The sequence below is a fragment of the Fredinandcohnia onubensis genome (genome assembly GCF_002734215.1).
GTDB lineage: Bacteria > Bacillota > Bacilli > Bacillales > Bacillaceae_L > Ferdinandcohnia > Ferdinandcohnia onubensis.
In genome coordinates, this window is the sequence record NZ_NSEB01000002.1 from 107,162 (window position 1) to 130,293 (window position 23,132).

A 23,132-nucleotide genomic window follows, 5' to 3' on the forward strand; every position below is an offset into this window, starting at 1 on the left:
GGTTCCCAAAGAACCGTCCCTACTCTACCTAGTCCACATAGTAAATCTGCGAATTGGTAGCATCGAGACAGTAGAGTCTTCCTCCATATGCACAGCCGCCATCAATACCGATAATGTTATTTTTTCCGAAATAAACTTCATTACTCTTATGTAGATATTTGGTTGGTGTATGACCAAAAACAACGGTCTTATGTCCCGTGTAGCCATTGTGAAATTCCTCGCGAATCCAGACTAATAAATGGGGGTCAGTTGATTCTAATGGTGTTTCAGGATGAACCCCTGCATGAACAAAAATATGAGTTTCTGTTTCATAGTAGTATGGAAATTCCTTTAAAATTTCTAAATGTGGGTATATTTCTTTGTTTATTTGAAGAAGATTAGGCATTTCCTCCGTCGTGTACCAATATTTTGCATCATCCTTTTCAATGTAATAGCCATAGTTTTGTAATGTTTTAATCCCGCCATTGTAAAACCATCGTTTGACACTCATTGAATCAGCGCGGAAGGCTTCCATCATCATCTTTTCATGATTGCCAATCAAAGCGATTGCTCCTTTTTCGCGTAATTCAATTACTCTATCTAAAACAGCCCTTGAGTGTGGTCCTCGATCAACATAGTCTCCCAACAACAAAAGTTGGTCTTCCTGATCATTGTAGTTTACAAGTTCCAAAAGCCGTTCAAATTTATCTAAATCACCATGAATATCACTTATCGCAAGCATTCGTCTCACTCAACACACAACCTTTTTACAATAATAGGTTCTTCTATTTTAGCACACCCTACGTCTTAGTGAGGAATACCCATTTCGCATACATTTTTTTAGGTGAAAAAATACTAAGAGCGATCAAAGAAGAAAGAGTGTGGAGCTAATGAACATAAGAAAACCTTTATCAGTTGCTGTTGTTTTTTGTCTTTCATCAATTATTGTGTTTGGGATTCTGGCCTATTTTGTTCATGTCCATGATGTGATTTATTTTGATAGTCATGTGATAGATTTGGTTCAGGGGATGGAATCAGCGGGACTTACCTTGATGATGAAGTTCCTTTCGTTTATCGGATCTGCACCAGTCGTCATTGTTTTATCCCTTATTATTTTGTATTTCCTCTATAAAGTACTAAAGCATCGTCATGAGTTGGTCTTGTTTATAGGAGTGATGGTCGGTTCGCCAATTTTGAACATGTTACTAAAAGGACTATTTGAAAGGGCAAGACCAGAATTCCACAGATTAGTTGAAATTTCGGGTTATAGCTTTCCGAGTGGTCATGCGATGACTGCTTTCACGTTTTACGGTATCTTCACATTCTTATTATGGCGACATATTCCAGTAGTGTGGGGGAGAACAGTGCTACTCTTATTTAGTGGAATTATGATAGTAGGGATTGGAATCAGCAGAATTTATTTAGGAGTTCATTATCCAACCGATATAATAGGCGGATATTTAGCAAGTGCTACTTGGCTTGGATTTTCAATATGGACTTTTCAGTGGTTCAAAGATAGACAAGCCCACAAACACACGAGACTCCAAACGGGTTGATACCGGATGAAGATGATTCTAACCATTCCCTACATTTTTCAATTGTCGAATCTTAGGGAAAGGTTTTAATTGAAAATGAAAGCGCTGTCAATTATAATGAAGTCAGGTGGATGACATGTGTGGTCATCATGGTATTTGGCGAAGGTGGGGCCGATACTGTAGTGGGGTAACACGTTAAATTGCTTTATTTTAAAGTGTATTATTAAAAAGGGACCATTTAATTCAGCGGAATTAAATGGTTCCTTTTTTTGCGTTGGGTTGTCAGGCTTACTAATATGTATAAGATTCTTTTCTGATAAACAAGGATATGCATCGTTATGAAATGAGCCATATTTACAAATAATAGTTTCATCCATTTCTTTTGAGGTTCTTCTTCAAGTCAAAAGTATAAGAATATGTATGGGGATCAAGAGATAGATTAAGGCCATCAATGGAACTAAATAACAGTACTTACATTTATTATTAAAAGTATTTTGATATAATTTTATTTTCTGAAAAGTGTTGCTTTTGGATATTTTGTGTGATATATTAGTTCCTATCAAGTTGATGTTTGTAAGCAAGTGAGTTTACTAGTATAATTTTTTATGCTCTAGATGTATTCGGAGAATTAGGTGTCTAGAGTGTTTTAGGAGGAATAGATATGTCATCGAGAGATTCATTTAGCAATGTAATTGCAGTTGGTTTTATGTTGTTTGCATTATTCTTTGGAGCAGGGAATTTAATCTTCCCGGTACAATTAGGTCAGTTAGCTGGAGACAATGTTTTTACAGCGAATCTTGGTTTCATTATTACAGGAGTAGGGTTACCTGTTCTTTGTATACTAGCATTAGCATTCTCAGGTAAAAGTGATTTGGAGTCTTTAGCAGGACGAGTTAATCCTATATATGGTATTTTCTTTACTGTTGCATTATATTTAACAATCGGTCCTTTTTTTGCAATTCCAAGAACGAATACAGTTGCTTATGAAATTGGGATCGTTCCATTCTTAGAAAATCAAACGAGCTATCTCCCGTTATTCCTATTTACAATTGTGTTCTTTGGGGTAACATTATTCTTTTCTTTAAAGTCTAGTAAGATTGTTGATATTGTTGGGAAAATGTTAACACCGATATTATTAATTGTAATTGCTATTCTTATTATAGCGGCATTCGTAAATCCGATTGGTGCAATTCAAGAGCCTACAGAAACTTATATGTCAAATAGCTTCTTTAAAGGTTTCCAAGAAGGTTATAACACAATGGATGCACTTGCAGCGTTTGTATTTGGAATTATCATTATTAACATCATGAAGCAACGTGGAGCAACTTCTAAAAAACAAATCATGATCTCAACAGGTAAAGTTGCATTAGTAGCAGGGGTTTTACTAGCAGTTATCTATTCTTCACTAGCATTCTTAGGTGCAACAAGTGTAGAAGGTCTTGGATTCTTAGATAATGGTGGATCAATCCTATCTGCTGCTTCGCTACACTTCTTTGGTTGGTATGGTAAAGTTATTCTTGCAGTGATTGTTATCGCAGCTTGTTTAACAACAAGTATTGGACTTATTACATCTTGTGCGTCTTATTTCTCAAAATTAATTCCTGCACTTTCTTATAAGAAGTGGGCTGTTGTCTTTACAGTATTTAGTGCGGTGATTTCAAACTTTGGTTTAAATACGATTATCAGTTTTTCTATACCAGTTTTAGTAGCTCTATATCCATTAGCGATTTGCTTAATGGCATTGACTTTCTTACACCCACTATTCAAGGGACGTAAGGAAGTATACCAGGTAAGTATTTTAGTTACATTGATCCTAAGTGTTAATGATGGATTAAATGCAGCAGGTGTAAAAATTGCTGCTTTAAATGACCTGTTAGCATCAGTTCTTCCATTATACTCAGTTGGATTAGGCTGGATTGTACCAGCAATAATCGGTGGTGTAATTGGCTATTTAATTAGTATCATTAAACATGGTGCTCTTAACCCAGAGCCAATTAAAGAATAAGACGAAAAGCTACTTATAACATAAAGTTGTAAGTAGCCTTTTTTATGTAAGTAGCGTTAGCTTTGTGTTAAATATATATCTTGTTATAATAGAAAGTAGGATTGTTACTGGTAAAGCAGGCAAAACCTAAGTAAGGTGTTTCTGTTTTAGGAGACAGTTTATTTAGGTTTTTTCATTTTATACGAAAGAGGGATTTGGGATGAAACTGATTGCTTCAGATTTAGATGGGACTCTATTAAACAATAATCATAAAGTAAGTGAGGCAAATGTACGCGCGATTCAAAAGGCAATGGATAAAGGGATAAAATTTGTTGTTGTAACAGGAAGGTCTTATGATGCTGCAAATATGCCCATTAAAGAAGTAGGAATTACTTGTCCAATTATTACTTTGAACGGCGCTAGTTCTTTTGATATAAACGGGAACGTTTTACGTGATATTCCAATGGATAAATTGGTTTGTAAAAAGGTATACACAGCATGTCATAATGGTGAAATGTATACGGAGTTCTTTACCAACAAGGGCTTGTTTTCTTTTGGAAGAGATAGCTTTATTGATCGGATGACTAGATGGTGGAAAACAGTCAATCCAAATTTTACAGATGAAGAAATTAATCAAAAAATTGAACAGCGTTTCCAAGATGAAAGTGTTCAGTTTATCGAGAGTTATGAACAATTAGAGGCCATTGATGATCTGAAAATTTATAAACTTTTAAGCTTTGCAGACGATGAGGAAAGACATCAGCAGGTGTATAATGAGCTAAAAGATGAGACTGGAGTGGTAATCACTTCTTCTGGTTACTTAAATCTAGAGTTTAACCACCCAGAAGCTATCAAGGGCTTAGCCCTAGCAGAATTAGCTAAAAGCATGGGGATTGAAATGAAGGATGTCATGTCGATGGGAGATAACCTAAACGATAAAAGTATGCTCGAAATGGCTGGCCGTGGTGTTGCCATGGGGAATGCTGATAAAGAAATACTAGGCATCTGTAAATACCATACAAAAACAAATGAAGAAGATGGGGTAGCTTTCGCAATAGAAGAGATGCTAAAAGAGCATTATTAATAAAATCTACAAGCATTAAGTAGGGAATCTATTTAGGGACGGGGTGGATGCATGAAAATCGAAAAGGTTTTAAATAACAATGTTGTGATGTGTAGAAATGAACTCGATCAAGAAATAGTGGTCATGGGCAAGGGCTTGGCTTTTCAACGTAAGTCTGGAGATACTATTAATGCTTCGAAAATTGAGAAAACATTTATCTTGCAAAAGCATGGGATAACCGAAAAGCTTGCCAAGTTACTCGAAGATACATCAGAGCTGTATTTAAGCATTTCCTCCAAAATTTTAGAATATGCTAAAACTCAATTACCTAATAAACTAGATGATTACCTATATGTGGCTTTAACAGATCACCTTAGTTTCGCCATTAGTAGGCATAACCAAGGGATTCAATTGAAAAATGCCCTATTATGGGAAATTCGAAAATATTATAGACCCGAATTCCAAATTGCACTAAAAGCCTTGGATATTATTGAAAAAGAGACGGGTATTAAACTTGATGAAGACGAGGCTGCGTCAATTGCTCTACATTTGGTAAATGGGCAACTCTCAGGAGATAATATGGGAGCAGCCGTTCAAATTGCACAGATGGTAAATGATATACTAAACATAGTGAAAGATCACTTTGATATGGAGCTTGATGAGACTTCTCTGAACTATGAACGATTTGTAACCCATCTTCGCTTCTTTGGAATGAGGTATATGCGCAAGGAAAAATTATCTGATTCCATTGAAGATTTTTTCCATAAGCAGATCAAACTTAAATATTCAGATGCTTATAAATGTACGAAGAAAGTTTCAAAGTTTTTAAAGACAGAGTTTGGTTGGAAGATTTCCAAGGAAGAAGAAGTTTATTTGACCGTACATATTCATCGAGTCACAAATCGACATAAAAATCTGTGATCATGTAGATTGTAAGAGAATTACTACCGCATGAAACGCAAATTAATAAATGATGAAAGGGGTTCAACAATGGGCAAGTTTATCGGATATGTTGGTACTTATACAAAAGGGGACAGCAAAGGAGTCTATACGTTTACTTTAGATACAGACGAACAAAAAATAGAGGATATAAAGCTTGCGGCAACATTAGGAAATCCTACATATGTAACAGTGAGCCAGGATAATCGTTTTCTTTATTCGGTTATAAAAGATGGAGAATCGGGTGGAGTTGCTGCTTATGAAATCGATAGCCAAACAGGTGATTTAAAGCGAGTAAACCATTATGTTTCTGAAGGGGCATCACCTTGTCATGTCAGTGTAAACCATGCAAATAACCAAGTTTTAACGGCTAACTATCATAAAGGCACAATCGAACTGTATTCAGTTAACAGTCAAACAGGAGGAATTGAATCTTCCCAATCGGTTGCTGCGCATCAAGGTAAGGGGCCACATGAACGACAAGAAAAGCCTCATACCCATTTTTCAGGATTTACTCCAGATGAAAGATATGTGGTGGCAGTTGATTTAGGCATTGATAAGCTCATCACTTATGCAGTAGAGAATGGGTCATTACAAGAAGTAAGTAGTTTATCGGTTCGACCAGGAAGCGGGCCAAGACATATTGCTTTTCATCCTAATGGGAAACATGCATATCTGATGACAGAGATAAGCAATGAAGTGGTTGTTTTAGCCTATGACAGCAGTAATGGAAGCTTTACGGAAGTTCAATATATTTCAACCATTCCTGAGGACTTTACTGAAAACAGTCAAGGTAGTGCTATATATATTTCAAAGGATGGGAAGTTCGTATATGCGGCTAACCGTGGGCATAACAGTATTGCTGTTTTCCAAGTGAATGAGGCAACAGGGGAGTTAACATTAGTAGAAATGGCATCGTCAAAAGGGGATTGGCCACGTGACTTTGTATTTGATCCAACAGAAAAATTCATCGTGGGCTCCAACCAGGAATCAAGTAACCTTGTGTTATATGCGAGGGACGAACAAACGGGAAAATTAACACTAATTGATTCAGATATCACTGTACCATACCCAGTCTGCGTGAAATTTTTACATAGTTAAAATATAGAAGAGGGCCTGGAAAAAGTACCAGGTTCCTTTTTTTGTAATTCATACTATCCTATGTAAGCGTTTTAGTATAAAATGATTATAATAGAATAATAGTTTATATTGTCCAGGTGAAAGTAAATGCTTACGGATGATATTTGTTTAAGGGAGTTTTGGGTTATGAAATATAATCAAGTTAGACGAAGTGATGGCGGTACAAGAAGAGAATATGTCTACTCCTATCTAAATGAAAAAATTATAGATTTTTCGTTATGTCCGGGTTCTCCAATTTCAGAATCTGAGATTGGGTCTCAGCTAAGTGTTAGCAGAACACCGATTAGGGAAGCTCTGATGCAACTTGCAAAGGAAGGATTAATAGAAATAAAGCCACAGATTGGGACTTTTGTATCTTTAATCGATCCGAAACATATTGAGGAATCGCGATTTATGAGGAAAGCTGTGGAGCTTGCTGTGATTCGAGAAGCGACGGAAAAACTAACTCCTGACTCATTATATAAATTAGAAAAATGCTTAACTATGCAGGAAATTGCCTTACGGGAAGAAAACGAAAAAGACTTTTTAGCTTATGATGATGAATTTCATGAACTCATTTATAAAGGGTTAGGGATGGACCGTATTTGGAAAGGAATCGACCAAATGAACGGGCAGTATAAGAGGGTTCGAATGCTTCGACTTATCACAACAAAGGCTGCGGATTGGGAGACTGTTTTGGATGAACATAGAGCTATTTTTAATGCTCTTAAATGTAAGGATGTTGTAGCGGCAGAAGAGGTTGTAAATGAGCATATTACAAAAGGTATAGCTCATTTGTATGAATTTAAGAAGGAACAACCTGACTATTTTAAGAAAGAAAGTATGTTGATTTAATTTCATTAGCTAAAAACCCACTCAGCCGTAAGGTAGAGTGGGTTTGTCTTAATCCATTTCTTTTCGAAGCTCTTCCATTTTGCGTGTTATCAAGGGATAAAAATATTTTCTGGCGCTTGTTGTAGAGTTGCCGCCAAAAAATCCAGTTCCTGGACAGGTTTTAACATTATAGTCAGGCCCTTTATCCAGCACTCTTTCGCCGTTTCGCAGATCCCACCAATGATGGTAGGTAATACTGTCAACGGAAGGAGTTAATCCAAATTTAAGGCTAAGGGCAGCATTGACATAAATAATTGTGTCGCTTTGTTCTTTCGTCATCCCATCATGGCCAATATCAAAATTTCCAAGGTGTTCAATTGCAATACCGACAGAGTTAGCCTTACTACCAATTGTGCCTTCTGGGACAATATGTAGTGGCCTTGAGACAGCAACCTTCCCATCTGGAAAAGTCGTAATATTTTGGGCGATATGCTTCCAGCCCATATGATTCTTATGATAATTTTCCATACCGGTTAACAGCCCAAAATGGTTGGAGCCATTAAACCGACTATAGTCTGGGACCCATGTATGATGCTGCTGGATAAGACTTATTTTTCGTTTAATCTTCTGATTGAAGAGCCAATCTTTAAATTCCTCTTTTGTCATTAAAATGTGTTCCCCTTGCATATTCATCCTTCTCGGGGCAATTTTGAGAATCTGTCCTGGAACGACTTTTTCAGTTGTAAGCTTGTTTGTCGTTTTAATCTGCTCAGGGGATGTATGAAATTTTGAAGAAAGCTTCTGCAAGGAATCTCCAGCTACAACCTCATAGGAAATGGGTACCCATAGCTTCTGTCCGACAACAAATAAATCTGATTGAATCCCATTGGTGATTTTTAATTCTTCTACAGAGATTTCAAATTTTTTTGCAATCCCAGGTAAAGTATCACCAGCTTGGACGACATATATATTTTCAGTACTATTTGCTCCTACATCTGTAGGGAGGAAAGCGATAAAGATTAAGAAAAAAACTCCAATTACAAATGCTATCCTGTTTATCATGGCTCGTTCCTTTCATAACATGTTAGTATTAGTTTGTAAAAGAAATCTAATATTATGCTTTTTAGGTATTTAGTGTAGGTTCTTTTCAATTTTAGAGGAAATTAGTGACAGAAAGCGAAGTAGTACTACGAAGTATATAGTATAAAACCGTCTTCACTTAGGAAGAAGGCAACGGGCGGCAAGGAGGAAAAAGTCATGCTAGAGTTTGAACCATACATAGATCAATTTGCAAGAATAAAAGTAATAGGTGTTGGCGGTGGTGGAAATAATGCCGTGAATCGAATGATTGAAGCAGGGGTAGAAGGTGTTGAATTCATAGCAGTAAACACAGATGGACAAGCACTTAATCAATCAAAAGCAGAAATCACCATTCAAATTGGTGCGTCTTTAACGCGGGGGCTTGGTGCGGGTGCCAATCCCGAAATAGGGATGAGAGCCGTTGAAGAAAGCAAGAAAGAGATTGAGGACGCTTTAAGAGGAGCGGACATGGTCTTTGTCACCGCTGGAATGGGCGGTGGTACTGGTACTGGAGCAGCACCAGAAATTGCAAGAATTGCTAAGAAGCTAGGCTCATTAACAATAGGTGTTGTAACAAGACCATTCCGATTTGAAGGTCGTAAGCGTGCTGTTAATGCAGATGCAGGAATCGATGCAATGAAGGAAGCGGTTGACACCTTAATTATCATTCCCAATGAGAAATTATTGGAGATTGTCGATAAGCGTACACCGATGATTGAAGCCTTCCGCGAAGCAGACAATGTTCTACTTCGAGGGGTACAAGGGATTTCCGATTTAATTGCGGTCCCAGGTTTAATTAATCTGGATTTCGCGGATGTAAAAACAGTCATGTCACACAGAGGAACAGCTTTGATGGGAATCGGTATGGCAAAAGGGGACGGACGTGCAGTTGAAGCGGCTAATAAAGCAATCAATAGTCCACTTCTTGAGACATCTATAAGCGGAGCACGTGGTGTCATTTTAAATATTACAGGCGGAAGAAATTTAAGCCTATTCGAAATACAAGAAGCGGCCGACGTGATTTCATCAGCAACACATGAAGATTTAAACATGATCTTTGGATCAGTCATTAATGACAATTTGAAAGATGAAATTATCGTGACGGTCATTGCGACAGGATTTACTGAAAATTAAAGAGAAGAGGCACCCCTTTAGGAGGTGCCTCTTTGTCTATTACGGAAGTAAATAGCCAGCAGCTAGAAAAATACTGTACCAATCTTCACGGGATAACTGAACTTCACTTGCCTTAACGGAATCCTTTAATCGCTCTATATTCATGGTTCCAATTACAGGCTGCATGTTAGCGGGATGACGTAATAGCCAAGCAATTGCAATGGTCGTATTCGATACACCGTATTTTTCTGCAATTTCATCAATTTTTTGATTTAATTCTGGACATTTTTCATTGCCGAGAAAAGGTCCTTCAAAATAACCATATTGAAAAGGTGACCATGGTTGAATGGTAATGTCATTCAATCGGCAAAAATCAAGGACATCTCCATCACGGTTAATGGATTGATCAATTTGCATATTAGCGGTAACCCCACTTGCAATCATGTGGGCATTTGGGATGCTTAATTGCAGCTGATTTGCGACAATTGGCTGCTTCACATATTTTTTTAATAACTGTATTTGCATCGGCTTTTGGTTAGATACTCCAAAATGACGAACCTTACCTGAGGATTCCAACACATCGAATGCTTCTGCAACCTCTTCAGGCTCAACGAGGGCATCCGGACGATGTAAAAGGAGAACATCAAGATAGTCCGTTTTAAGCCGTTTTAAGATTCCGTCAACGGAATTAAGGATATGTTCTTTTGAAAAATCAAACATTCCTTTTCGAATGCCACATTTAGATTGAAGAATAATTTTCTCCCTCACATCATCGTTCATATGTATTGCATCTGCGAAGATTTCTTCACAAGTGCCACTACCGTAAATATCAGCATGGTCAAAAAAGTTTGCTCCGTTTTCTAATGCCGTTTGCACAAACGCTTCTGCCTCAGGCTTCTTTAATGAGTTTATTCTCATACACCCTACCGCCACAACTGGAACCTCTAGTGAACTGGTGCCTAGTTTTATTTTTCGCATTGTGTTAAACCTCCAAGTTATAATATAGGACTGTTATTACTGTTGCCCATTTCTAGTCTACATATTTCGATATGGATTGGAAAGTATAGAAAAAAGGGAGGTTTTGTGATGAATCGAATAAAACGTTTATTCATGCTGTTATTATTAGCATTTCCGATGTTTTTCTTAATGGGTTGTGGAGATGACGAAAGACCTGAGGAAGGCGAGGACATCGAAGAGATCGAAGAGGAAGATGAAATCGGTGACGGCGAAATAGATGATGAGTAGAAAGTAAAAAGGAGCTCCCCCTAACTTGGGAGGAACTCCTTTTTTTAGTTATGCAGTTGTTGTTGCTGTTTTAGTATCTTTTTTCGCATTGATTCGTTTTGCTAGGAAGGGTATTGCAAATCTATCTACACCGTAGTAGTATGTTGCAGCGCCTGCGAATAAGAGAATAACTGCTAATGTGTAAAGTACTGGGTTTGTGCTAACTGTTCCAGCAAGTAAGAAGTTCAGGTTCATGAATGCACCTGCAATTAATGCTGGGATTGTTGCAGCACCTAAGATTAATCCAAGTCCAACTAGAACTTCGCCCCATGGAATAAGTACGTTAATGATTTCAACGTTTGGAGCGGCAAAGCCTTCTAAGAATGTTGCGTACCAACCTGCTACTGCTGGGTGTTCGCCACCAGCTTTTGCAAGTGCTCCTTGTAGGAATCCGCCTGCGTCAAATCCTCCAGTTAATTTATGAAAACCAGCTTCTAGCCATTGAATACCTAACCATACACGTAATACTGTCCAAATAACTGCCATTTTAGGTCCTTTTAAGAATGTTCTCATCTTAATCTCCCCTTTTATTTTATATTGTGAAATTATTCACAAGGTGTTTTAAAAAAATATGATTGCTTTAGCTGCCAGCTTGTGTAGTTAGTTTGTGAAGTTTTTCACTAACTTTCTACACTCTTAATATACAGCGGATTTTCAATTAAAGCAATAGGCTTCACAAATATGACACAATTGTTTTTTAGGTTCTATATTTAGGCCAAATTATAGGGAATTATAACAATCACCGAAAATTTAAATAAGGGAAAATTTTTCAAAAAGTGTTTGACTTTGGGTATTTTACATTCTATAATCCATTTATAAAGTAAAACTAGAACGTATTAATTTAATAAAGGACTCTTATCCAGAGCGGTGGAGGGACATGGCCCTACGAAACCCGGCAACCTTCAAGATTATTCTTGAAAAGGTGCTAATTCCATCAGGTAAAATTACCTGAAAGATAAGAGGAGGAAAAAGCCCTCTTCTTACTGAAGAGGGCTTTTTTCATCGTTTGGGTATGAAAGTTAGATGTTGTATTAGTACTAACCCTAGTTTTCCTATAAAAATACTGGAGGTATATATATGAAAAAAATAAGCGTGATTTTAACTGCTGTATTACTGTTGATCGGAATTGTAGGCTGTTCAAACAGCTCAAGTAAAGCTAGCCAAGGAAATGATAAACCAGAAAAAATTACATTAGATTATGCCTTTTACTCGCCTACAAGTCTCGTGTTAAAAGAGTTTGGGTGGGCTGAGGAAGCATTCAAAGAAGAGGGAATTAAGGTTGAATTTGTTTTAAGTCAAGGAAGTAATAAAGCACTAGAATTTTTAAATAGTGGAAGTGCGGACTTCGGTTCATCTGCAGGGGCAGCAGCTCTTATGGCTAAAGCAAAGGGAGCTCCAATTGAATCCGTGTATATTTACTCAAAGCCAGAGTGGACAGCATTGGTGGCAAATAAAGATTCAAAGATCCAAAGCATAAGTGATTTAAAGGGGAAAAAGGTTGCGGCAACCATCGGGACAGATCCATATATTTTCCTATTACGTGCCTTAAATGAGGAAGGGTTAAGCCCATCAGATGTTGAAATCGTTAATTTACAGCATGGAGATGGAGCGGCAGCGTTATCTTCTGGTCAGGTAGATGCATGGTCAGGGTTGGATCCTCATATGGCAAGAGTTGAATTAGAAACGGATGCGAACCTTTTTTACCGCAATGCAGATTTTAATACGTATGGAACCTTAAATGTGCATTCTGAGTTTGCGGAAAAATATCCTAAGTACGTTGAAAAAGTCATTGAGGTCTATGAAAAGGCTCGTAAATGGGTCCTAGAAAATCCAGAAGAAACAGCAGAAATCTTGGCAAAATCGGCAAATATTGATATTGAAGTTGCAAATAAACAATTAAATGAACGAAATGATTTTTCTAATCCTGTTCCTGGTGAAATACAAATTGAGGCATTAACAGAAGCGGGTAAGGTGCTTCAAGCGCAGGACATCATCGGAAAAGATGTTGAATTGGATCAACTAGTTGAAGAATTAATTAATCCTACGTTTGCGGAAAACGTAATTAAACAATAGAGGTTAGTGCCTCTTTCGTAACGGCACTCCCTCGTGATAGGAGAGGGTAAAATGAGCACAAAAGGCGGAGCGTTGACTAGACAAATTAAGGTGAAACCGAAGCGTGAGTTTGTTTTATCAGGAAGTGTAAAAGTAATTCTACTTGGGAGTATCATCCCAGCTATTTTAATCGTGGTTTGGCAATATTTAAGCCATATTGGTGTCCTTGAAGGGCATCTTATGCCAGCACCAACGGTTATCCTTGCGAAAATCATTGAATTTGCTGGAGATGGAAGTCTTTGGGGCCATATCGGCATTACTTTATATCGAATCTTTTTTGGTTTTCTAATCGGGGTTGTTGCTGCTGTTATCTTTGGTTCATTGGTCGGCTATTTCAGAATTGCTGAGCAGTTACTCGATCCGATGATTCAGGCTTTCCGTTCTATCCCGTCCCTTGCTTGGGTGCCCCTTTTTATCTTGTGGATGGGGATTGCAGAACCGTCAAAAATTACATTAATCGCTGTTGGAGTATTTTTTCCAGTTTATTTAAATATCGTGTCAGGTATTCAGGGTGTTGACCGAAAGTTGATCGAGGTAGGGAAAATCTATAATTTTTCAACGTTTGAGTTAATTAGAAAGGTCATATTGCCTGCATCCCTTCCTTCTTTTCTAGTTGGAATCCGAAGTGGGTTAGGGCTAGGGTGGATGTTTGTTGTTGCAGCTGAATTAATGGGTGCTAGTCAGGGGATTGGATATTTGCTTGTTGTTGGCCAAAACTCCTATTCTCCTGAAACGGTTATCGCAAGCATCGTCCTATTTGCGATTTTAGGTAAAATATCAGACTCAATTTTGAAGAAAACAGAGGAAAAAACACTTCATTGGCAGGACAGCTTTGTGAAGTAGACCCGAAAGGATGAATAAAGATGCTGGCAGTTCAAAATGTCTCTAGAACCTTTTCGAACGGTGCGACAGGGTTTAAAAATATTAATCTTGAAACAAAACAAGGTGAAATTGTGGGTGTATTAGGTACGAGTGGGTGTGGAAAAAGCACCTTATTGCGTGTCCTAGCTGGATTAGATTCCGATTATACAGGTACGGTGAAAATAAGTGGTGACATCATTAAGTCCGTTCATGAGAAAGTTGGCGTTATTTTTCAAGAATCACGTTTAATGCCATGGTTGACAGTATTAGAGAATATCTCATTTGGTTTAAAGAATGATAGTAAGAAAAGTGGAAAAGCTCAGGAATATGTAAAACTAGTAGGATTGCAAGGATTTGAAAATCATTATCCAAAGGATATCTCCGGTGGGATGGCACAACGAGTATCGATTGCTCGTGCACTTATCACAGCACCTCAAGTTTTACTATTAGATGAGCCATTTAGTGCACTTGATGCATTTACAAAAATGCAGTTGCAGGATTTGCTGCTGACGATTTGGGAGAAATACAAATCAACGATGATCGTCGTTACTCATGATATCGATGAAGCACTTTATTTATGTGACAGGATTGTTATTTTAAAGGGGCAGCCGGGTGAAATCTATCAAACGATACAAATTGATTATCCAAAACCCAGGTCCCGTGGGGATATAAAGTTGGCACAATTGAAGGCAGAAATATTATCTCTATTAAGCTAAAGAAAGGGGAGAGTTGAATTGACAACAACACAATTAGGTACGATAAGACCTTTTGATGAGGCCTATAATCTAAAAGACTATGATCAGGTGTATAAGGACTTTTCGTGGGAAGAAGTTGAAAAAGACTTTAGTTGGTATCAAACAGGGCAAGTCAATATGGCTTATGAATGTATTGACCGGCATGTAGAAGATGGGTATGGAGACAAAGTCGCCCTTCACTACATAAATGAAGATGAGGAACAGATTTTTACCTTTAAAGATATCAAAGATAAGTCGGACCATTTAGCATCGGTGTTAAAAAAGTATGGCGTGAATAAGGGAGATATTGTGTTTATCTTTTTGCCAAAAAATCCGGAAATGTATATTGCGATGATTGCAGCGGTTAAAATAGGTGCCGTTGCAGGACCGCTTTTTGAAGCATTTATGGAGGATGCGGTAAGGGATCGGATTTCGGACTGTGAGGGTCGTTATCTAATCACAGATTCAGAGTTGGTAAAAAGAGTCCCAAAACAAGAATTGCCTTCACTCGAAACAGTGTTTATTACGGAAGGACCTGAAAAGTGTCAGGAAAATGAAATCTCACTTGTAGAGGCATTAGCAGAAACGAAAAGTGAGAACAGTGTCGTTGAATGGTTGGAGCTTGAGGATCGCCTTAATATTCACTATACAAGTGGATCAACCGGGAAACCAAAGGGAATTGTGCATGCACATCGCGCGATGATTCAGCAGTACCAAACCGGAAAGTGGGTCCTTGATTTAAAAGAGGATGATATTTATTGGTGTACAGCACATCCCGGCTGGGTGACAGGAACGGTGTACGGAATCTTTGCTCCTTGGCTAAATCGTGCCACAATTGTCGTTAACGGCGGGAGATTTAATGCAGATTCCTGGTATTCAACAATTGAAAAAACAGGGGTAACGGTTTGGTATAGTGCACCTACAGCTTTCAGAATGCTAAAGGCAGAGGGGAATGAAGTGTTAAACAAATACGATTTACGTTCATTACGGCATATTTTAAGTGTGGGAGAGCCGTTAAACCCTGAGGTTATTACCTGGGGGATTGAAACTTTAGGGAAAAGAATCCACGATACATGGTGGATGACAGAAACGGGCGGACAATTGATCGTTAATCTTCCATCTGAGGTCATTAAACCAGGCTCAATGGGGAGACCTTTTCCAGGTATTGAAGTTGCAATAATCGACGATGACGGAAATCCGCTTCCTAATGGTCAGGTTGGTCATCTTGGCATTAAGGCATCTTGGCCATCAATCATGAGAGAAGTTTGGAAAAATGAAGAGAAATATCATTCATACTTTGTAAATGGTTGGTATGTATCAGGTGACTTGGCGATTTTAGATGAGGATGGTTATGTGTTTTTCCAAGGGCGAAGCGATGATATGATTAATTCTTCTGGAGAGCGAATAGGTCCATTTGAAGTTGAAAGTAAGCTAATTGAGCATCAAGCGGTTGCTGAAGCTGGTGTCATCGGAAAGCCAGACCCAATAAGAGGGGAAATCGTAAAGGCCTTTATCGTTCTAAAGAATGGTTATACTCCATCGAAAGAGTTACTAGAGGATATCCGCGTGTTTGTAAAACAACATCTTGCAGCACATTCTGCTCCAAGGGAAATTGAAGTATTGGATGAACTGCCGAAAACAAAGATCAGCGGAAAAATTTTAAGAAGAGAGCTAAAAGCACGAGAACTAGAAAAAGAGGTCGTAAGTTAAGGCATTTGCGTATTGATTAAACGATGAAATTAAATAGGTATATGAAAAAACAGCGTGAGATCGTATTCACGCTGTTTTATTTATCCAGAGGAAAGGATACAACTGTGAATTGTACAGTGATAAACGACAAAGAAAGTCTCATACGGGTTGTAACAAACTCCAATATGGCCAGTACTATTTTCTACTCACATTCTGACACATTGCGGCTGATTCAGGAAACGGAGTTCGAATACCTGCAGATTGCGACACGCGGCAGGTTGTATCGGTCATCCGAGTCGGAATTCTCAGTTGATTGCGACACGTGACAGGTATGTATCGGTCATCTGAGTCAGAAACCGCAGTTGATTGCGACATGCGACAGGTATGTATCGGTCATCTGAGTCAGAAACCCCAGTTGATTGCGACACACGACAGGTTGTATCGGTCAGGCTGAGTCAGAAACCCTAGTTGATTGCGACACGCGGCAGGTTGTATCGGTCATCTGAGTCAGAAACCCTAGTTGATTGCGACACGCGGCAGGTTGTATCGGTCATCCAAGTCAGAATTCCCAGTTGATTGCGACACGCGACAGGTATGTATCGGTCATCTGAGTCAGAAACCGCAGTTGATTGCGACATCCGACAGGTATGTATCGGTCATCCGAGTCAGAAACCCCAGTGGACTGCGACACGCTGACAGGTTGCAGCAGTCATCGAAGTCCGAAATCCCGGTTGATTGCGACACGCCGACAGGTTGAAGAGGTCATCCGAGTCCGAATCACCCAATCATTCGAACACACGGAGTGCGTTTGTTTGTGCTATAAGTCCGAATCACATTTTTTCTCTAATTAAAGACAATGTCAGTTTACACTCCATATCTTAGGCTTTCCTATACGATAACGGTCAAATAAATTTAGATTCATTATTTTGAATAAAAGCCTAATGTCTCACAAGAGGACAGTATAAATGTTATAATTTGTGAAAAAGGGCGGTGGGTAGATTGTGTTTAATTTTGTTTGCCTATCAGGCACATCCGGTATATAAATTAATTGTTGCGGCCAACCGGGATGAGTTTCTTCAACGGCCAACGGCTCCGATTCATTTTTGGGAGGATGAGCCTACTCTTTTGGCTGGAAGAGATCTTGAAAAAATGGGAACCTGGATGGGTGTCACCAAAGCCGGGCGTTTTGCAGCCATAACGAATTATCGAGATCCAAGTGAAGTCTCAGTAGGAAAACAATCTAGAGGAGCAATCGTAAAAGAGGCTCTCATCTATAAAGGTGATATTGCTGAATATATGAGGCAGCTAAAAGGGACGAACTCCCAGTATCCTGGCTACAATCTCTTAGTAGGTGACCCAGAACATCTCTATTATTATTCGAATGTCGGAAAAAGTTTGGAAAAGGTCCAGCCAGGTATCCACGGGCTAAGCAACCATTTACTTGATACAGGTTGGCCGAAAGTTCAAAAAGGTAAAGAGGAACTTTCAAAGATCATTAAAGGAGAAGATTTGATAGAAAACCTGTTCGAGCTACTCCAAAACACAGACCGCCCGAACGACAACCTTCTACCCAAAACGGGCGTGTCTCTCGAATGGGAACGGATTCTTTCTTCATTATTTATACAAACAAATGGGTATGGGACAAGAAGCTCAACCGTATTATTAATGTCAGATACAGAAATCCAATATGTTGAGCGGGTGCACGCTAGTACGGGACAGAGCAACAAAGAGTTTCGCTTTCCGATTAAGTCGTAAAGAGATCGTTTAGCCGATGGTATATAATAGAACAAAGATGATAAATCTACTAAAATGGGGAAGCTAGTCGAAAATGGGGTATGGAGTACGAACGTATATATACTGTACTCTATTTTTTGTTTCTATTTTTCATTTATGTTACAGCTTGATAACAAGCGGGATTAAGGTGTATTTCATCTTGAAAGACCCATTATTCTGTGTCAATATGGAGAATGTGATAATTGTCGAAAAAACGTATTTAGCAATTCAAGTCTACTTATTCAGTAGGGCGTAATTTTGATATAGATACTAGGGAGATCGATAAAAAATGAATAACAAAGCAGTCATTTTAGGTTGCAATTACTATATAGGGTTAAGCACGATAAGGTGTTTAGGGAGACAAGGCATACATACGGTTGCAGTGGATTATTCATATGAAAATACGTATGGTGCAGATTCAAAATACTGTACGGAGCATATTATTGCACCACATTACAGAAAAGATACAGAAGGCTTTATTGCTTTTTTAAAAGAATATGCAAGAAAGCAAACAGCAAAGCCTGTTCTTATCCCTTGTCATGACAACTATGTGGAAATCATTGACCAATATTTAAATGAATTAAAAGAGTACTATCTAATCCCGCAAACGGAGCAGGGTCTTTATACGAAAACAATGGATAAACAGCTCCTTCATCAGTTAGCAACTGAACATGGAATGCTTGTTCCAGAAACGGTTCGTTTAAATGAAGAAAATTTTTATGAAAAGATCGAGGAAACGATCAAATATCCATGCGTTGTAAAGCCAACTGATTCACCAACCTTTGTTTCGATTTTTCGTAAAAAGTTATTTATCGTTAACAATCGCGAGGAGTTAGACGAAGCTCTCCAAAAGGCAAAGGAAGCGAAACAAGAGGTAATTGTTCAGCGAATCATTCCTGGCTTTGATGATCATATGTATACCTTTGATGCATATTTAAATCAGGATGCAAAGGTTACTCATTGGGTGACTGCTCAAAAATTCCGCCAATATCCGATCAATTTTGGGGCTTCTGTGTATACTGGTCAACGCTATGTTCCTGAGTTATATGAAATAGGTTCACGCTTTTTAGAGGCGATTGGCTTTAAAGGATTTGTAGAAATTGAGTTCAAAAAGGATGCCGAAACTGGGCAATATTATTTAATTGAATTAAATGTGAGGATTACCAATTTTAATGTGTTATTAAATAAGGTAGGTTTTAACTTCCCTTACATTACATATCGAGAACTTACGGGTAATCCACTTCCTCCAAAAGGCCTTAAGCATGATACGAATCAAGTATTTTGGTATGCCTATGAGGATTTTTATGCCGTGAAGGGCTATCTAAAAACAGGTCAGCTTTCACTTGGCGAAGTTATTCGTTCTTATTTTAAACCAAAGGCCTACGCAATTTGGGACTGGAACGATCCAAAACCGTTCATCTCGTTTGTAAAAATGATATCAGGAAAGAAATCAAAGAAACGTTAAGAAAAGAGGGAACAAAATGGTTAAATTACATGAGCTTCTAACAGCAATTGAGGTTCAAAAAACCATTGATGATCAGGATATAGAAATTAGTGGACTATCATACCATTCTGGAAAGGTAAAGGACGGACATCTTTTTGTATGTATAAAAGGCTATAAAACAGATGGCCATAAATACCTCTCGCAGGCGATTTCAAATGGTGCGGTAGCTTGTGTTGTTGAGGATGTGCAAGAAGGATTAGAGATTCCTCAAATCGTTGTAAAAAACAGCCGTATTGCATTAGCTCGACTTGCAGCTGAGTTTTATGGAAAGCCATCTGAAAAGATGAATATGATTGGGATTACAGCAACGAACGGGAAAACTACAACTTCGTTTATGACGAATGCAATTTTAGAGGAAGAAGGTTACAGAACAGGTCTTATTGGTACAGTATCCATTAAGATTGACGATTTTGCGATTCCTTCTGAACTAACAACTCCTGAATCCCTTGATCTACAGTTCTACTTGGGTCAAATGGTAGATAAAGATGTATCCCACGTGACAATGGAGGTTTCATCCAATGCACTAGAAACACATCGTGTTGAAGCGGTAGATTATGATATTGTCACTCTAAATAATATTAGTCGTGAGCACATTGACTCCCACGGCTCTTTTGAAAAGTATTTTGAAGTGAAATCAGGTTTAATCCGCCATGCAAGTGAAAAAAGCTTTGCTATTTTAAATCTAGATGATGAGTATTCTACTTCCTTAATTGATCAAACGAAGGCACAGGTTATCACATTTGGTTTAGACAGCAAAGATGGTCATATTGCCTGCAAAAATTTGGATTTGACCACAGGTAGAGCGAAGTTTACAATTGAGATTTTAAAGCCTTTTTCACGCTATGAAACCAAGATCGAACCAGGCGAATTCGAGATCGAACTATCTGTTCCTGGTTTGCACTCTGTGTATAATGCGATGGTGGCTATTACAATTGGACTTCTTTGCGGAGTGCCGGTATCCTCCATTCAAAAAGGATTAAAAAACTTCGGTGGAGTGGAACGTCGCTTTGAGTTCATTTTTGAAGAGGACATTAAAATCGTTGATGACCACTTTGCAAATGCAGGGAATATTGATGTGACCCTTCAAACATTAAAATATATGGAATATAAGGATCTCCATTTAGTCTATGCGATTCGTGGAGAGCGAGGCCCGACGGTTAATCGTGAAAATGCAGAGGCTATCGTCAAGTGGGCAAAAACGTTAGGGTTCAACGAAATCATTGCGACAAAGAGCGTGTCCCATGTCACTTCAAAGGACTACGTAACTGATGAAGAAACAGCCGTGTTCGAGGAAGTTATGGCAGAGGCAGGAATTCAGGTTGCTCTTTACGATGAGCTTGATGACGCCATTGAACAAGCCTTAACCCATGCCGAGCCGGGGGATGTTGTAATCCTTGCGGGTGCACAAGGCATGGACTACGGTGCAGGTGTTGCCCTACAACAAATTGCAAAAATGAGACCTAATTTGTCACGTGAAAAATTATTCTTCCCATTACGGAACCGTGTAGCCGGACTAACAAAAGAACAACGCCAAATGTTAGGACGCAGTGATGGGTAAAATAAAAAGGCAAAAGCGATCTGTAAAAATCTAAGATGTAAAGGTGATTAAAACTATGTGTGGCTTCGTTGGTTTTGCTGATTCAAAGCTTGAAATAGATAAAGTAAAAGTAATAAATGAAATGATGGATACAATAATTCATAGAGGTCCAGATAGTGGTAATCACTATTCGGACGAACATGCAACATTAGGTTTTCGTCGCCTAAGTATCATTGACTTATCTGAAGAAGGAAGTCAGCCAATGTTCAATGAAGACGGAAGCTGTGTATTAGTTTTCAATGGCGAAATCTACAACTATCAAGAACTTCGCGAGGATCTCATTCAAAAAGGTCATATTTTCAAAAGTGATGCAGACAGCGAAGTCGTCATCCATGCTTATGAAGAATATGGAGTAGACCTTTTACAAAAGGTACGCGGGATGTTTGCATTTGCAATTTGGGATAAAAACAACGAATCCATGTTTTTAGCGCGTGATTTCTTTGGAATTAAGCCATTATACTATTCACAAAATACAACAGACAACTCACTTATTTTCGGCTCTGAAATCAAAGCATTTTTAAAGCAGCCAGCATTTAAGAAGGAGTTAAATAAAGACGCGATAAAACCATATTTAACCTTCCAATATTCAGTGCTTGATGAGACTTTCTTCAAGGGTGTCTATAAATTAAAGCCTGGTCATTACATGATTTATAAAAAAGGAAATCTTGAAATTAAGCCATATTGGGATGTTAATTTTGATGCAGATAATAAAGGACTTGACCACTATATTGAAGAAATTAATAATACATTAAAAGAATCGGTTAACTATCACAAAATCAGTGATGTTAAAGTTGGTTCTTTCTTATCCGGTGGGGTTGATTCTAGTTATATCACGGCCTTATTAATGCCAAACAAAACGTTTTCTGTTGGATTCCAGGATTATGAAGGAATTTTCAATGAAACCAATTTGGCTAAAGACTTATCCGACATACTTGAAATAGAGAACTATAAAGAACTGATGACGGCAGATCAGGCATTTGAAATGCTACCAACAATCCAATATCACATGGATGAACCGCAATCAAATTTATCCTCTGTTCCGTTATACTTTTTATCAAAATTAGCAAGTGAGCATGTAACAGTTGTCCTTTCTGGTGAAGGGGCAGATGAGATTTTCGGAGGCTATGTCTGGTACCAGAAGTCTGCGAAGCTAGAAAAATACGAAAAGATCCCATTTGGGATTCGTCGTGCGATAGCCGCTGTAAGTGGTGCTCTTCCGAAAAATACAATCACAAACTTCCTTGTAAAAGGTGGCCAACCGGTAGAGGAAAAGTTCATCGGTCAAGCCAAAGTATTCGAGGAAGAAGATGCTCGTAAAGTCTTAAAAGAGGAATATCAAACAGGCCCTTCTATTCAAAGTATTACGAAAAAAGTGTATGATGATGTAAAGGGAAAAGACGACGTTACTAAAATGCAGTATCTTGACCTCAAACTTTGGTTGCCAGGGGATATCCTTTTAAAGGCAGACAAAATGAGTATGGCTCACTCCATTGAATTACGGGTTCCGTTCTTAGATAAAGAAGTGATGTCCATGGCATCACACATCCCAAGTAATTTGCGTGTGAATCAAATAGATACAAAGTATGCTCTTCGTGCAGCATCGAAAAAAGTGCTACCAGAGGAATGGTCAAATCGTGAAAAGGTTGGATTCCCAGTTCCAATGAGACACTGGCTCCGCGAAGAGAAATACTACAACATTGTAAAAGAAATGTTTGAATCCGATATTGCGAAAGAATTCTTCCATACAGAAGAGCTCGTTAAATATCTTGATGACCATTTCCACGGAAGACATAACTACGCAAGATACATCTATACGGTCTATGTGTTCCTTGTATGGTACAAGAAATTTTTTGTTGAGTTATAAAGTCTGTTCTCTTCACATATACATGGTTTCTAGTAATTGTCTAATGATTGTCTTACAGAGTAAAGGGG

Annotated in this window: 19 protein-coding genes, 1 pseudogene and 1 riboswitch; of the genes and pseudogenes, 16 read left to right on the forward strand and 4 right to left on the reverse strand. The window is 38.4% G+C overall.

Going from position 1 to position 23,132, the window contains the following annotated elements:
- Positions 1 to 28: 28 nt before the first annotated feature.
- The gene (locus CKK03_RS00995) at positions 29 to 730 is read right to left on the reverse strand and encodes a metallophosphoesterase family protein (RefSeq protein ID WP_099360774.1); all 702 of its coding nucleotides are present in this window, start codon (positions 728 to 730) and stop codon (positions 29 to 31) included.
- Between the two features lie 139 nt (positions 731 to 869).
- On the opposite strand from CKK03_RS00995, the gene CKK03_RS01000 reads away from it, so the two are divergent.
- From CKK03_RS01000 to CKK03_RS01025, 6 genes are all read left to right on the forward strand, one after another.
- On the forward strand, positions 870 to 1,535 hold the full coding sequence (locus CKK03_RS01000; RefSeq protein ID WP_180271105.1) for a phosphatase PAP2 family protein: 666 nt from the start codon (positions 870 to 872) through the stop codon (positions 1,533 to 1,535).
- 640 nt (positions 1,536 to 2,175) lie between these two features.
- Positions 2,176 to 3,519 (forward strand): branched-chain amino acid transport system II carrier protein, encoded by a 1,344-nt coding sequence (brnQ, locus tag CKK03_RS01005; RefSeq protein ID WP_099360775.1) that lies wholly within the window; start codon positions 2,176 to 2,178, stop codon positions 3,517 to 3,519.
- Positions 3,520 to 3,718: 199 nt separating this feature from the next.
- Positions 3,719 to 4,582 (forward strand): Cof-type HAD-IIB family hydrolase, encoded by an 864-nt coding sequence (locus tag CKK03_RS01010; RefSeq protein WP_099360776.1) that lies wholly within the window; start codon positions 3,719 to 3,721, stop codon positions 4,580 to 4,582.
- A gap of 51 nt (positions 4,583 to 4,633) precedes the next feature.
- Positions 4,634 to 5,482, forward strand: a complete 849-nt coding sequence (gene licT / locus CKK03_RS01015; protein WP_099360777.1) for a BglG family transcription antiterminator LicT — start codon at positions 4,634 to 4,636, stop codon at positions 5,480 to 5,482.
- A 69-nt stretch (positions 5,483 to 5,551) separates the two neighbouring features.
- Positions 5,552 to 6,601: a lactonase family protein gene (locus tag CKK03_RS01020; RefSeq protein WP_099360778.1), complete on the forward strand. Its 1,050-nt coding sequence runs from the start codon at positions 5,552 to 5,554 to the stop codon at positions 6,599 to 6,601.
- Positions 6,602 to 6,766: 165 nt separating this feature from the next.
- The gene (locus CKK03_RS01025) at positions 6,767 to 7,474 is read left to right on the forward strand and encodes a GntR family transcriptional regulator (RefSeq protein ID WP_180271106.1); all 708 of its coding nucleotides are present in this window, start codon (positions 6,767 to 6,769) and stop codon (positions 7,472 to 7,474) included.
- 48 nt (positions 7,475 to 7,522) lie between these two features.
- Here the strand turns inward: CKK03_RS01025 and CKK03_RS01030 are convergent, their stop codons facing one another.
- Positions 7,523 to 8,515: a LysM peptidoglycan-binding domain-containing protein gene (locus CKK03_RS01030; protein WP_099360780.1), complete on the reverse strand. Its 993-nt coding sequence runs from the start codon at positions 8,513 to 8,515 to the stop codon at positions 7,523 to 7,525.
- Between the two features lie 195 nt (positions 8,516 to 8,710).
- Between CKK03_RS01030 and ftsZ the strand changes: the two are divergent.
- Positions 8,711 to 9,664 (forward strand): annotated as a pseudogene (ftsZ, locus tag CKK03_RS01035) (cell division protein FtsZ); the annotation flags it as partial.
- A 42-nt stretch (positions 9,665 to 9,706) separates the two neighbouring features.
- Here the strand turns inward: ftsZ and CKK03_RS01040 are convergent.
- Positions 9,707 to 10,624 (reverse strand): aldo/keto reductase, encoded by a 918-nt coding sequence (locus CKK03_RS01040; RefSeq protein WP_099360781.1) that lies wholly within the window; start codon positions 10,622 to 10,624, stop codon positions 9,707 to 9,709.
- Between the two features lie 108 nt (positions 10,625 to 10,732).
- On the opposite strand from CKK03_RS01040, the gene CKK03_RS23530 reads away from it, so the two are divergent.
- Entirely contained in the window at positions 10,733 to 10,891 is a 159-nt protein-coding gene (locus CKK03_RS23530; RefSeq protein WP_180271102.1) for a hypothetical protein, read from the forward strand.
- 48 nt (positions 10,892 to 10,939) lie between these two features.
- Here the strand turns inward: CKK03_RS23530 and CKK03_RS01045 are convergent, their stop codons facing one another.
- Entirely contained in the window at positions 10,940 to 11,443 is a 504-nt protein-coding gene (locus CKK03_RS01045) for a DoxX family membrane protein (protein WP_099360782.1), read from the reverse strand.
- 339 nt (positions 11,444 to 11,782) lie between these two features.
- A riboswitch (SAM riboswitch) is annotated at positions 11,783 to 11,892 on the forward strand.
- A gap of 115 nt (positions 11,893 to 12,007) precedes the next feature.
- On the opposite strand from CKK03_RS01045, the gene CKK03_RS01050 reads away from it, so the two are divergent.
- From CKK03_RS01050 to asnB, 8 genes are all read left to right on the forward strand, one after another.
- Positions 12,008 to 13,003 (forward strand): aliphatic sulfonate ABC transporter substrate-binding protein, encoded by a 996-nt coding sequence (locus CKK03_RS01050; RefSeq protein WP_099360783.1) that lies wholly within the window; start codon positions 12,008 to 12,010, stop codon positions 13,001 to 13,003.
- 51 nt (positions 13,004 to 13,054) lie between these two features.
- Positions 13,055 to 13,885, forward strand: a complete 831-nt coding sequence (locus CKK03_RS01055) for an ABC transporter permease (protein ID WP_099360784.1) — start codon at positions 13,055 to 13,057, stop codon at positions 13,883 to 13,885.
- Between the two features lie 20 nt (positions 13,886 to 13,905).
- Positions 13,906 to 14,619 carry an ABC transporter ATP-binding protein gene (locus CKK03_RS01060; RefSeq protein WP_099360785.1) on the forward strand — a complete coding sequence of 238 codons (714 nt, stop codon included), beginning with the start codon at positions 13,906 to 13,908 and terminating at the stop codon, positions 14,617 to 14,619.
- 18 nt (positions 14,620 to 14,637) lie between these two features.
- On the forward strand, positions 14,638 to 16,347 hold the full coding sequence (acsA, locus tag CKK03_RS01065) for an acetate--CoA ligase (protein WP_099360786.1): 1,710 nt from the start codon (positions 14,638 to 14,640) through the stop codon (positions 16,345 to 16,347).
- 978 nt (positions 16,348 to 17,325) lie between these two features.
- Positions 17,326 to 18,081 carry an NRDE family protein gene (locus CKK03_RS01070; protein WP_099360787.1) on the forward strand — a complete coding sequence of 252 codons (756 nt, stop codon included), beginning with the start codon at positions 17,326 to 17,328 and terminating at the stop codon, positions 18,079 to 18,081.
- Positions 18,082 to 18,388: 307 nt separating this feature from the next.
- Positions 18,389 to 19,564 carry a carboxylate--amine ligase gene (locus CKK03_RS01075; RefSeq protein ID WP_099360788.1) on the forward strand — a complete coding sequence of 392 codons (1,176 nt, stop codon included), beginning with the start codon at positions 18,389 to 18,391 and terminating at the stop codon, positions 19,562 to 19,564.
- 16 nt (positions 19,565 to 19,580) lie between these two features.
- Positions 19,581 to 21,161, forward strand: coding sequence for a Mur ligase family protein (locus CKK03_RS01080; RefSeq protein ID WP_099360789.1), 1,581 nt, complete (start codon positions 19,581 to 19,583; stop codon positions 21,159 to 21,161).
- 55 nt (positions 21,162 to 21,216) lie between these two features.
- Positions 21,217 to 23,064: an asparagine synthase (glutamine-hydrolyzing) gene (gene asnB, locus CKK03_RS01085; protein WP_099360790.1), complete on the forward strand. Its 1,848-nt coding sequence runs from the start codon at positions 21,217 to 21,219 to the stop codon at positions 23,062 to 23,064.
- The last annotated feature ends 68 nt before the right edge of the window (positions 23,065 to 23,132 follow it).